Genomic DNA, 13,069 nt, shown 5'->3' on the forward strand with positions numbered 1-13,069 from the left:
GCTTGCGGAGGCAAAACGCTCCGCCCCTTTTGGGGAACCTTTTGTGGAAGAGGAAGAACCTAGGCGCCTTGGGCCGCCCCCTGTCCACCCATCTCCCCAACTAAGGCTCTTGATGGAAATCCGGGGATCCCTGCCAAGCCAGACTGGGGGATCCCTCGCTTGCCAGATTGTCCTCCACCTGAAATCCAGGGGGCCACTCTTGGCTGTCTCGAACCCGTTGCACCACCTCCTGGGGCAGCGTCACCCCCAACTGCCGGGCAGCCATGGCCACCACATCCCCGCGATCGATCAAGCCGGCAATGGCACCGGTGGGCGTGAAAACCAAAATGCGGCGCGGTTCCGCCTGGCGCATCATCTGAATCACCTGGGGAATGGGGGTCTCTTCTCGTACCCCCTGCAGTTGCTCCATCGGCTTGAGAATAGCCTTGAGGGTGAGGCGATCCCACTGGCTGCGCTCGATGTCGTTGAGCAGTTCTGGCCTGACCAACCCGCGATAACGGCCATCTTCCTCAGCAAAATAAACGTCCGCTGGCTGAGTTGGAGCTTCCGGCCTGAGAGAAGAAGGCACCAGATAGCGATCCACAAACTCCCGCAGGCTCATGTTCGCGTCCAAAACCCGAAACTGGCGGGTCATCACATCTGCAGCTTTCAGGCGGGCCAGCACCTGCTGCAGTTGCGCGTACTGGCTGTAGCGGCGGGCGGTGTTCAAAATAAACAGGCCGATCAACCCCACCCAGAGGCCGTTGAGGCTCCCCCAAAATACCACCAGCAGACCTAGCCCCACCAAACCCCAGCCCACCCCCTGGCCGGCTCGGGCCGCCCACAGCATACCCTTTTGCCGATCCCCTGTCCAACCCCAGATGGCCGCCTTGAGCATTTGCCCCCCATCCAGAGGCAAGCCCGGCAGCAGGTTAAACAGGGCAATCGTCAGGTTGATGGCAGCCAAGCTGGCAAGGGTTGAGGCCAGCATCGACTCCGGCACAGCCCAAGCCCGGGCCATGCTGAAGAGCACAAACAGACCCAAGCTGAGGAGAGGGCCTGCCACCGCCACGCAAAAAGCCCCAAGGGGGCGGGGAACTTCCCGCTCAATCGCCGCCATACCCCCAAAAATAAATAGGGTTATCGAGTTAACCCGTACTCCATAGGCGCGGGCCACCAAGCTGTGGGCCAACTCATGGGCCAGCAGAGAAAGAAACAACCCCATCGCCGTCAACACCCCGTAGGAGAGCACCAGCAGGAGGGCCGCCGGGAACCAGGTGTAGTCGATGAAAAAGGGGATCCCCCACAAGCTACCGATGCGCAGGCGACTGGTCATGACGATACAACTCCTTACACAGCTCTCACTGGGGAGAAGGCCCAGGAAGGTGCCGTTGAAGACGACAAGCAGCCCCTTAACTTGGGATCCCTCTCCTCCAGTGTAGCCCTTCTGCCGGGCCCTCCGTTTCCTTGAGGCTTCCCCCCGGCAGACAGCGGGCCCCGCCCTATCCCTAGAGGATCTTGAGGATCTCCTCGGAGCACAACACTACCTACAACACCAGACCCCCGAAGATTGTGATAACGTGGTTGGGCATTGGGTCGTCGGGGCCAACCAGCACTCAAAAGTTGGAACGACCGAGCTTTAGCAGGGGAGCTTTGCAGGAGGGGTGTGGCTATGGTGTGGACTTCGTCCCACTCAGGCGAACAGAGCGAAGAAGTGCAGGGACTTGATCCCGCCCAGACGATGGGAGTCGTGCCTCCAGGCGAGTTTCCGGCCACAGCCCCGGCGGCCAGCCCGGTGTTCTACCGCACCTACAGCCGTCGCCGCCCAGATGGCAGCCGCGAGACTTGGAGCGAGGTTTGCGATCGCACCTTGGCCGATATTGCCCGGTTGGGGCGCTTCACCCCTCAGGAGCGGCAGTTGGTAGAACGTCTGCAGCGGCAGTTGAAGGCGTTGATCTCCGGTCGAGCCTTGTGGGTGATGGGCACCGACTGGATCCAGAAGCCGGAAAACTTCTCCGGCGCCTACAACTGCACCAGCACCACCGTGGTGGACTGGCAGGCTTTTGGCCTGATGATGGATTTGGCCATGATGGGCTGCGGCACAGGAGCGGTGCTGGAACCCCAATTCATCAACCGCTTGCCTCCCATCCTCAACCGCCTTCAGGTTCACGTCAAGGGATCCATCGGCGCCACCCCTCCCGAAGAGCGGCAGGAACACACCCGCATCCACCGGCAGGGATCCCAGGTGCACATCCAGGTGGGAGACAGTCGCCGCGGCTGGGTGGATTCGTACCAAGCGCTGCTGGAGCTGGCCTCGGATCCCGGCTTTGGCGGTCAGGTGGACGTGACGGTAGATCTGAGCGATATCCGCCCTGCCGGCGAGAGGCTGAAGGGATTTGGGGGCGTGGCCAACCCCATTAAGCTGCCCGGCTTGTACGAGCGCTGTGCCGCCATTCTCAACAGGGCAGTAGGGCGGCAGTTGAACTCCGTGGAATGCTGCCTGCTCATTGACGAGGCGGCGGTGACGGTTGTGGCGGGGAACATTCGGCGGTGCTTACCTGAAAATGCCTTGGTGCACACCTCACAAGGTTTGGTGCCCATCAAGGACGTGCAGGTAGGAGATTGGGTTCAGACCCCCCTTGGGTTTCGTCGGGTGGTCAACAAGTTTGACCAAGGGATCCAAGAAGTTTACGAAATAGAGACCAACGCCATTCCTTTCTTCTCAACCCTGAACCATCGCCATGCGGTTTTGGCAGACGCTCAGGGGAACATCGAATGGAAAAGTACCCACGAATTGGCTGAGGGCGACCGCCTGCTGCACAACACCCAAGTTCTCCCCGGCACGATTACCCATCTGCCTGAGGACTTTACGGGATCTCGTCCAAAACAAAGTCATACCGCAAAACCCCTGACCATCCCGCCCCTGACTCCAGAAGTGGCCTGGTTGATTGGGTTCACCCACGGGGATGGGTATGTTGCGCTGGGACGCAACCGCTACGGCAAGCCCTACGGTCGGGTAGAGTGGAGTGCGAATGCTCTGGATCCGGAGCTGCTTTCCCGTCTCCAAGCCAAGCTGGAGCAGGGACTAGCTGCGTTTGGGCTGACAGCCACTTGCAGCTACTTGCAAGGGGAGAACACCGCAAAGTTCGTGTGTTCCTCCATCCGGCTGGCGGAGTATTTCCAGCGGCACATCAAGAAACCGAAGCAGCCCCTGCAAGTTCCCGACTTTATCCTGCGCGGCACCGTTGAGGTACGGTCAGCTTACCTGGCGGGCCTCATCGACAGCGATGGGTCGATCTGCAGTCGCCCGCCCCAATTAGCAACAACCGTTCACCGTTCCTTTGCCCTTCAAGTGGCGGCTGTTCTGTCTAGCCTGGGTATTGCAGGCCGACTCAAAATTATCTGCCCCCATCAGGAGAACTGGCAGGTTAAATACAGTCTCACCCTGCCGGCATTCAAGGATCGGTACAACGCCTTGGTGGCTCCCTACTCAGCCAAAGGGAAGTTGCCCCAGGGGCTGAAGATGTATGGCTTCACAATTCCGGGTTCCATGCTGCGGGAAGTGTACAGCTACACCGAGATGCGCGGCATGGGTTTCCAAGGAGCTCGGTCGGTGGAAGCTAACTATGAACGTTACCTGGCTGAGTCAGAGGTGGATCTAGATATCCCTGTGACATTCAAGGGCTTAGGCAGCCACGACTGGATACAAACCTACGACATTGAAGTCGAAGAGGCCCATTGCTTTTACTGCAATGGCTATCTCACCCACAACAGTGCCGGTATGCGCCAATTTGCTGCCGACGACGAGCTGGGATCCACCGCCAAAGACAACTTGTGGCAGCAGGACGAAAACGGCAACTGGAGAATTGACCCCGAGCGAGATGCCCTGCGCATGGCCAACCACACGCGGGTGTTTCACCGCAAGCCGACGCGGGAAGAATGTATTGAGGCCGTGCGCAAGCAGTTTTACTCCGGTGAGGGCGCCATCCAGTGGGCCGGGGAAGCCGTAGCACGGGCCAATTGCGACCTTATCCCACCCGACCTAAAACCCGACTTTCTCAAAGCCTATGAGGCAGGAACGGCCCGAGAATGGCTAAAGGGACGGGATCCCTCCCTAGGGGAAGAGGAACTTCAGGATCGCCTGTGGCGCTATGGGCTGAACCCCTGCGTGACAGCCGATACCTGGGTGCACACGGGCGATGGGCCGCGCCAGGTGAGAGACCTGATTGGGAAGCAGCACAGCACCTATGTCAATGGAGAACTATTCAGTACCACACCGGAGGGGTTCTTCTACTCCGGTACCAAGCCTGTGCTGAAGCTTTTGACCAAGGAAGGGTTCTCTCTGCGGCTGACAGGCAACCATCGGGTTCTCAAAGTCACCGCTCAAACCCAAAAGGCACAATACACCGAGTGGGTACCGGCAGAAAGCCTACAACCGGGCGACCGCATCCTGCTGCACAACCATCGCGATCTCACCCCGTGGGATGGGGCGGGTACCTGGGAAGAAGGCTGGCTTTTGGGGAATTTGCTGGGTGACGGTAGCCTTACGGCAACCCCGTGGAACGACACGGCTTTATTACGCTATTGGCAAGATACCCAAGCCGAAATGAGCCAGTATGCGATTCAGCTTTTGCAAACGGCAGTGGGTTACGAGCCCCGCCAGCCAGAGGCATATCACTATGCGCAGCTTGGGTTGCGGGTTATCGGCTCCAGGGGGTTGGCAAAACTGGCGGCCCAGTTCGGCATGAGGCCCGGACAAAAGCAGATGACAGAGGCGCTCGAAGCCACCAGCTTCCAGTTTCATCGAGGCTTCTTGTGCGGGCTCTTTGATGCGGATGGCAGCGTGCAAGGTAATCAGGAGAAAGGGGTTAGCGTGCGGCTCTCTCAAAGCCATCTGGGTACCCTCAAAGCGGTTCAGCGCATGCTGGCGCGGCTGGGCATCATTGCAGTTTTGTATGAGAATCGCCGTCCTGCTGGATATCGCCTGCTGCCGAACAGTGCTCGCCAACCTGCACCATACGCTTGCAAAGCCCAGCACGAATTGGTTATTGCCAACGACAACTTGCATCTGTTCCAGGAATGGGTCGGCTTTCGGGAACCGCACAAAGCCCAAAAGCTAGAGGCACTGCTGAATGGCTACAAGCGCCAGCTCAACCGAGAGCGGTTTGCTGTGACGGTTGCTGCCCTTGAGGCAGACGGGGTAGAGCCGGTGTATGACTGTACTGTCCCCGGCCCAGCGTGCTTTGATGCCAATGGGTTTGTTGTCCACAACTGTGGCGAGATTATTGGCCACACATTCCATTGCAACTTGGCCGAGATCCACCTCAACCGTTTGGATCCCCACAACCGGCAAGAGCAAGAGGAAGCCTTCACGGCGGGAGCCCTCACGGTGGCAGCCCTACTCCACCACCGCTTTGTGGAACCCCGCTTTCAGCGTTCGCGGGAATGGGATCCCATCGTCGGCGTCTCGTTCACAGGGCTGTTCGATTTCTGCGTCAAAGCCTTTGGGGTAGAGTGGCTGCGCTGGTGGCAGGAAGGGAGACCGGATACGCCCGCCGGGAAGGAATTCAAGCAGCAGGAGCGGGAATACCTCAGCCGCTGGAAGGAGATTGTCCACCGCGTGGTGTGGGACTACTGCGACCGCCACAGCCTGCGCCGCCCCAACCGCTGCACCACGGTTCAGCCCGCCGGCACCAAGTCGCTGCTCACCAACGCCTCTCCCGGCTGGCACCCGCCCAAAGCCCAACGCTACATCCGCCGCATCACCTTTGCCAAAAATGACCCGGTGGCGCTGGCCTGTCTGGACTATGGCTACTCGGTGGTACCTGCTCAGGCGGACAAAGATGAAAACGGGAACTTGCTCAACGACCCCTTTGATCCCCGCTGTACCGAATGGCTGGTGGAACTGCCTGTGGAAGTAGAATGGGCCAACCTGCCCGGTGCTGGCCAGATCGAGATCGAGCAATTCTCGGCCCTGGCCCAGTTTGACTTCTATATGCAGGTTCAGAAGTACTACACCACCCACAACACCTCCGCCACCATCGAGCTGCGGGAGGACGAGGTGGAAGCCCTGGGATCCCGTATCTACGAAGCCATCCGCGACGACGAGGGCTACATCAGCGCAGCGCTGCTGGCCCGCTTCGATGCCCCCTTCCCCCGCCTGCCTTTTGAGAAAATCGACAAGCCCACCTACGAACGACTGGTGGCCGAGGTCAAAAAGAGACGGCGGACAGATAACTTCTTCGCGGCCCTGGCCCGCTACGACCGCAACTTTACCTTGGCAGCAGAGGGACCGGCAGGGTGTGACGCTCTGGGGTGTCTGCTGCCAGATTCGGCGCCTCAGAGCTAGTTCCCCAAAAGGGTTCCCCCTGCTGCCGACCAACCCCATCGGATGCAAAGGCGCGACCGGGCTCCCTGCTGTGATACCTTTGTAGGGATTCCCTCAACCCCCAGGGATCCCTTCTGCCCTTGGAATCGGCCCCATGCAAGACGAAAAAGACACGCTTTGCCAACAGCTTCTCACCCTGCAAAGCGAGGCCCTCGCCCAAGTGGAACAAGCTGCCGATCTGGATGCTTTGGAGCAGATCCGCATCGACTACCTGGGTAAGAAAGGCAAGCTCTCCAAAATCTTGGGGGGGATGGGGAAGTTGCCCCCAGAAGAACGGCCTGCCATTGGCGCTTTGGCCAACACCTTTAAAGAGGCCCTCCAATCCAGTCTGGAGCAGCGCAAACAGGCCCTTGGTGAAGCTCAACTGCTGGCCCGCCTAGAAGCAGAGCGCCTGGATGTCACTATGCCCGGGCCCCGTCGGCCTCTGGGGCGGATCCATCCGCTGCAGGCCACCATCGACCGCATGCTCGATATCTTTGTGGGAATGGGCTACACCGTGGTGCATGGGCCTGAGCTCGAGACGGAGTACTACAACTTCGAGGCCCTCAACACCCCTGCCGACCATCCGGCGCGGGATATGCAGGATACCCTCTACCTGGCCAATGGCTACCTGATGCGTACCCAAACCTCCTCGGTGCAGGTGCGCTACATGGAGCAACACCAGCCGCCGCTGCGCATTGTGCATGCCGGTCGGGTGATGCGCCGCGATACCGTGGATGCCACCCACTCCGCTGTGTTTCACCAGATGGAAATTTTGGCGGTGGGCGAGAACCTCACCTTTTCCGACCTGAAGGGCACCCTCAACACGTTCATCACCCGCCTATTGGGCAAGCGAGAAACCCGCTTTCGGCCCAGCTATTTTCCCTTTACCGAGCCTTCTGCTGAGATGGACGTGCGCTTTGGCTCGAAATGGCTGGAAATCTTCGGCTGCGGCATGGTGGATCCCAATGTATTTCAAGCGGTGGGCTACGACCCGGAGCGCTACACCGGATTTGCGGCAGGGATCGGCATTGAGCGGATGGCCATGCTCCTCCACGGCATTCAGGATATCCGCCTGTTTTATACCAGCGACCTGCGCTTTCTGTCTCAGTTTTAGGTGGCTATCTTATCTGAGGAACAAAACCCTCGTCCTGAGCCCTGCAAGACCTTCAGAAAACCCTCTTTCAGCTAGAAATCGCAGGAGCCCCGCACTGTACCCGTAGGGTCAGTGCCGGGAGGAATGCGAGGTTACAATAGAACCATGACCCAAGTTCTGACCGTCTCCTGCAAGCTCAAGGTGTCTCCGTCACAAGCCGCAAAGTTGGATGCGACAATGGATGCCTTTGTGCAGGCGTTGAACTGGGTCAACCAGAACACGCCGGAGAAGATCGTCAACGCGGTCAAGCTGCAATCCCTTTGCTACTACGAGATTCGAGCCCGGTTTGGCTTGTCCAGTAACTTGGCTCAACAGGTGTGCAGACGGGTAGCGGGTTCCCGCAAAGTGGCTAAGCAGAAAAAGCGTCCCGTCAAGGAGTTTAAGAGCGGCTTTGTTACCTACGACGCTCGCATCTTTTCGTTCCGTCAAAAAGACTGGACGGTGTCGCTGACCACGGTGGAAGGGAGAGAACGCTTTGAGCTAGCCATTGGCAACTACCAGCGTGGGATGCTGGCTGGTTCCAACCCCAAATCTGCCACCCTGGTCAAGCGCAAAGATGGCTCCTACTACATCCAGATTTGCGTAGAGAAAAAGCCACCCAAGCAACAAGATACCGACAAGGTGATCGGGGTGGACTTTGGAAGGACAGATATTGCCCATACGTCAGACGGGGACAATTGGAATGGACAGCAGTTGAACAGAGTCCGCGACCACTACTCCAAGCTGAGGGCGGCACTCCAACGCAAAGCCAGTAAGGGCACACGCAGTTCGCGGCGCAGATGCAGAGAACTGTTGCAACGGCTGTCTGGCAAGGAGAGACGCTTTCAGGCGTGGGTCAATCATCGCATCTCCAAAGCTATTGTCTCTAGGGCAAAAGCTACCAACAGCGCTATTGCTCTGGAAGACTTGACAGGGATCCGGGAAAGGGTCAATCAACAGCCACGCAGCAAAGCCGAACGGCGTAGGACCAACAGTTGGGCGTTCTACCAACTACGTCAGTTTCTGGAATACAAGGCGAGGGTTGCAGGGGTTTCTCTGATTCTTGTGCCGCCCGCCTACACGTCGCAGACCTGCCACAAGTGTTTGCATATCCATCCCGATCCTGCGCAATCCTATCGCAGTGGTAAGTCGTTCAAGTGTGGACACTGTGGATGGGAAGGGGATGCGGATTTGAATGGTGCGAATGTGATTGCGCTCTTGGGGGCTGTCGTAAACCAGCCTAGAGGTTCGGGACTGTTTTGTTCTCTGGTAGAGCAAAGCAGGCTCAGGGCTGCTGAAAGCCCGCTCCGTACCGCTTAGCGGTCGGAGTCGGGTAGTTTACGAAAAGGTTTGCTTGTAGATCAACTGCAATTGTTCTAGCTCATCTTGGCGGGCAGCACGGCGCAGCAGGCGCATTTGCTCTTCGATGAGCTGGCGAGCCTCATTACGGCTAATCGGATCGAAGACCAACTCCTCCATGGCAGCAGGATCCCCGTTGTTATCCGGCGGCCTGAAGTAAACCCGAAAAAAGAGCCTTTGGGCGTAAAGGGTCGTGAAGAGAGCCTGATTTTCGTCGACCTGACACAGGCTGTAGAGCAGACCAAATGTGGGGTGATTCAGATACAACTCATTCATGCCCAATAGCGTATCACTCTTGGGGGAGAGGAGAGACTTTTCTTCCCGGTCGGTGCCAGAGAAAGTTCTGGAAATGATGTGGCTATGGCTCTTGAGACCAAGGGCTTAAATCACAAGTTCCGCCCAGCTCGATTTTGGCTGTTGCGACTGGATTCAACATTAGCAAACTAACAAGATTTTGGGTCAGGCTGTTACCGCCGCTGCTGTTCCCGCACCTTCCTCTTCGTGTCATTCAATTCGTTTTCCACCTCTAGCTGACGAAATTGCTCTTCCAATTCATCCCAAGCCTCGAAAGGTTTTCCCCAAGGGCTGAAATTCCGGTCCGGGTTGTCGATGCCTTTGGCTTGCGCGGCTCTTACCTCCTGCAGCTTGGTCTTCACCTCTTGGCGGCGCTGGCGAATCTGCGGCAGCAGGGCTTCCATTTGTTGGATTTTCTCCTTTTGGGCTTTCATTTGACCCCATAGCTGGCTGCCCCTCTCCAACAGCTCAGCTTCCCGGCGTCGCGCTCCTTCGGCCAGATCGGGGCGATTGGCCCGCTGCGCCTTCTCAATGCGAAAGTGCCAGGTTTTAATCTCCTCAGCCAAGTTGAGAATGCTTTTTTGGAGAGCTTCCTCTTGGGCGCGGCTTTCCTGCAACAGCCGCAGGGTATCCGATTCCTGCTGGCGCAACTGCTCATCGAGGGCTTGCAGCTCGATCTCAGGGTGGGCCCTGAGAAATTCTTCCAGGCGGGTTTCCAAAAACCGGATGATATCTTCGATCAGTTTCATGGACGGATCCTCTTCCCAAGCCCTCAGTTGCGTTTAGAGTAGCCCAAGCTGGGCCATCCTAGATAGGGTTATCCCATGCCCGTTTAAGACATTCCCTTCGACCTTCACCCAAAGTGAGGCCAGGGATCCATCCGGCACGCCAGTTCACCGCAACTGGGAACTCTCCTGAACCCAACTGCCCCCAGGCGGATCCCTGTCTTTCTCAATCCAGCAAACGGCCATCCCCAACCCGGATAATGCGCTGGGCGGCCTGGGCTACTTCAAGGTCATGGGTGACCACGACCAGGGTGATGCCCTGCCGGTGGAGCTCTGCAAAAAGGTTCAGCACTTCCTGGCCGGTATGGCTATCCAGAGCCCCAGTCGGCTCATCAGCCAGCAACAGTTGGGGTCGGTTGACAATGGCACGAGCAATCGCCACCCGCTGCTGCTGGCCGCCGGAGAGTTGGGCCGGACGCTGCTGCAGTTTGCTCCCCAAGCCCACTTGTTCTAGGGCTTGCTTGGCCCGCCGGCGTTGCTCCGGCTCCGGGATCCCAGCATAGGCCAAGGGCAGCATGACGTTCTCCAGCGCTGTCAGGACGGGCAGGAGATGGAACTGCTGGAAGACAAAGCCGATTTTTTGGTTGCGAATGTGGGCCAAATCGCGATCGGTCAGGGTGGAAACTTCCACCCCATCCAGCCAGTAGCGCCCTGAGCTGGGCCGATCCAAGCAGCCGATGAGGTTCATCAGGGTGGATTTGCCGGATCCAGAGGGCCCCATAATGGCGCAATACTCTCCCGGCTGGATCGCCAAGTCGATATCGTAGAGGGCCTGAAAACTGCCCTCCGGCAGTGGATAGACTTTGTTCACCCCAACCATCTGCACTACGGGCGGGCTGGCCGCAGCCAAGGCCTCGGCTGGGCGCTCCAGGGATCCGACCGGCCCACGGCGATGATTTGCCCAGGAATCTTGCTCAAGCATGGTTGGCACCGCGACTTGCCCCATTCTAGCCTTTGGGCTTCCCTGGCTTGACGGCTAACCGGAAGAGCGGATCTCCTGCGGCTGATGGTAGGGGCAGCTCCCCTGGGGATCCACCCTGAGGCGGTAGAGGGGAGAGCGTTCCTGATCGCAGCGAAAGGCTTGGGCTTGGGAAGTCAAGATCTGGCGGGCAAAGCGACAATTTTGGCACTTTTTGCCACCGTGATGACTGGATACAGAAGGCTGTTTTGGACGCGGCACGATCCCTGCTGGAGAGGGAGCAGCCTCTGCCGGGCGGATCAGCTCCCGTGGAGAAAGGCCGCGCAGCACCAGTTCGGATCCCTGCCAGCGGGCTTCCACTAAGCCGGTATCGGCCCAGGCCGGCCAACGGGGATCCTGGGTGATCTGGGGCGGCAGACGCACCTGTACCCCCGCCAAAGTCCGCGGCGACCCCTGCTCCTGCCAAACTTCTTCCACCTCCCCCTCATAGCGCAAAGGGGGATCCCTGATCTCGGCGGGGGAACCGGCCTTCAGCTCCGCGAGCCTAACTGGGGTTTGTAGGTGCCCATCGGGCAACTCCAGCCAATGCCCAGGCTGAGGGCAGTGGACATGGTAGCGATTGCACAGCTCCGGCAGATCCGCCAGATCCTGAGCCTGCTTGGGGTCGGCGTGAACCAAGACCAAATGCTGGGGGCGAAAGGTGTGGATGATCTGGGTGAGATGCCCGACATCGTTGTGGCTGTGCCAGGTTATCCATTCAACGGCAATGCGGGAGCGCAGCGGCGCCGGCCAACGCTCAAACGGGGTAGCCAGTTCCACCTCTGGCAGCCGCACCAGCAGACAGGAGCGCTGCGGTTGGGCCAGCAATCTCGACCAGATGGGATCCCAAGCCTCAGGCCCAGCATCGGCATCGCACAGCAGCAAGCCTTGGGGCAGAGGATCCGCCTCGGTAAGGGGCTGCACCTGGGGGTGTAGGCGGTCTTCCCAGAACAAAGGCTGATAGGTGGCGAAATTGCGCACCGCCTCCGGCAGGTAGGGAAGCAAACGCTCATAGAGATCGCAGCCTGCCGCCAACCCTGGCGCCACCCACACCTTATCGCCGCGCGACGCTTTCGCAGACAGCGCTTGGGGAGACTGGGTAAAGCGATGGTGGGCTTTGAGGAGAAAGATCAGCTCCTGCCCCAACCCCAGCACCGGCAGGGGAAACAGCACCGTTTGCCCCGCTTCCAGGGCGCTGAGCAACCGCTCCACCAGGCGATTTTCCAGGTGACGACGGGCCGGATGACGGGTGGATCCCAGCGAGGCTTCCATAAGCAGCACATCCGGCTGCCAGTGACGCAAAGCGGCGAGATCCAAGCCGGGGGCAAAGCGAGTTGAGGCCAGCGAACAGTCGCCCGTGTACACACAGGTTTGGGCCGGAGAGGTTTGGGTATTTTGCAGCAGGGTCGCCGCCGCCCCTGGCAGATGCCCAGCCGCAAAGAAAGTGAGCATCAGATGGGGCAAAATCTCTCGCGCCCGGCCCAAAGGCAGCGCCCGAAAGGGGGGAAAGCGAATGTCCCGGTCGTAGCCCGGCCAAATACCGCGCTCCCACAGACCAGCGGCCAAATGGGCGGTCACCGGCGTGGCGTAGAGAGGTACCTGAGGATAACGGCGATGAAAGGCAGGCAGCCCCTGCACATGGTCGAAATGGGCATGGCTGCAGATCACCGCATCCGGGATCCCTGGCAGAGCCTTAAAGAGAGCAGGAGCGGGCAACCCACAATCGAGAAGCAAGCGGTGGCATCCGATCTCCACCCAATAGGCACAGCCCTGTTGACGGGGATCCGTACCCAGGGGTAGCAGTCGCAGGGGCGGTCTCTCTGACTCCACAGTTGCGTCGTTTTTACCTACAAGCCTACAAGACCACTTAAAGCCTGAAAAAACGGTTGGGAACTCAGACAGGGACTCCCCCCAGCGCTTACTAACGCACTCTCTTTTCTAGCAAATCAACTCGGCGTCGTTTTATGTTCTGGGTCTCTACAGTCCTAATGAGTCCCGATTCTAGGTCAAGCTAAGATACCAATCTAGATTCCAGCATAGCTTTTGCCATCCAACCCTTTCCACATAGCAGAGAGATAGAATCCCAACAGCCAGGTTCCGGAGAGGGTTGCCAGCTCAGGAGCAGATCGTCAGTTTGGACGCGGGCTGTCTTGGCTCTGCACCCCTAAGAATCTCCGCTCGTGCCAGCGGTG

General features: G+C 58.8%; 8 protein-coding genes. 3 read left to right on the top strand and 5 right to left on the bottom strand.

Going from position 1 to position 13,069, the window contains the following annotated elements:
* Window positions 1-100: 100 nt before the first annotated feature.
* On the bottom strand, window positions 101-1,315 hold the full coding sequence (locus ACVWZ1_RS08375; protein ID WP_457503109.1) for a site-2 protease family protein: 1,215 nt from the start codon (window positions 1,313-1,315) through the stop codon (window positions 101-103).
* Between the two features lie 405 nt (window positions 1,316-1,720).
* On the opposite strand from ACVWZ1_RS08375, the gene nrdJ reads away from it, so the two are divergent.
* The 3 genes from nrdJ (at window position 1,721) to ACVWZ1_RS08390 (ending at window position 8,801) form a co-directional block, all read left to right on the top strand.
* A complete protein-coding gene (gene nrdJ / locus ACVWZ1_RS08380) occupies window positions 1,721-6,328 on the top strand; it encodes a ribonucleoside-triphosphate reductase, adenosylcobalamin-dependent (protein WP_457503121.1) in 4,608 nt (1,535 codons plus the stop codon).
* Window positions 6,329-6,461: 133 nt separating this feature from the next.
* Window positions 6,462-7,463 (top strand): phenylalanine--tRNA ligase subunit alpha, encoded by a 1,002-nt coding sequence (pheS, locus tag ACVWZ1_RS08385; RefSeq protein WP_457402369.1) that lies wholly within the window; start codon window positions 6,462-6,464, stop codon window positions 7,461-7,463.
* A 144-nt stretch (window positions 7,464-7,607) separates the two neighbouring features.
* Window positions 7,608-8,801, top strand: a complete 1,194-nt coding sequence (locus ACVWZ1_RS08390; RefSeq protein ID WP_457503110.1) for an RNA-guided endonuclease InsQ/TnpB family protein — start codon at window positions 7,608-7,610, stop codon at window positions 8,799-8,801.
* Window positions 8,802-8,819: 18 nt separating this feature from the next.
* On the opposite strand, the gene ACVWZ1_RS08395 is transcribed toward ACVWZ1_RS08390, so the two are convergent.
* The 4 genes from ACVWZ1_RS08395 to ACVWZ1_RS08410 form a co-directional block, all read right to left on the bottom strand.
* On the bottom strand, window positions 8,820-9,116 hold the full coding sequence (locus tag ACVWZ1_RS08395) for a PipX family protein (protein WP_457503111.1): 297 nt from the start codon (window positions 9,114-9,116) through the stop codon (window positions 8,820-8,822).
* A gap of 191 nt (window positions 9,117-9,307) precedes the next feature.
* Window positions 9,308-9,883: a TIGR04376 family protein gene (locus ACVWZ1_RS08400; protein WP_457503112.1), complete on the bottom strand. Its 576-nt coding sequence runs from the start codon at window positions 9,881-9,883 to the stop codon at window positions 9,308-9,310.
* Window positions 9,884-10,085: 202 nt separating this feature from the next.
* Complete coding sequence (locus ACVWZ1_RS08405; protein WP_011432379.1) at window positions 10,086-10,841, bottom strand: ABC transporter ATP-binding protein; 756 nt, start codon at window positions 10,839-10,841, stop codon at window positions 10,086-10,088.
* A 54-nt stretch (window positions 10,842-10,895) separates the two neighbouring features.
* Window positions 10,896-12,707, bottom strand: coding sequence for an MBL fold metallo-hydrolase (locus ACVWZ1_RS08410; protein ID WP_457466392.1), 1,812 nt, complete (start codon window positions 12,705-12,707; stop codon window positions 10,896-10,898).
* Between the last annotated feature and the right edge of the window lie 362 nt (window positions 12,708-13,069).

Source organism: Thermostichus sp. MS-CIW-25 (genome assembly GCF_054060015.1).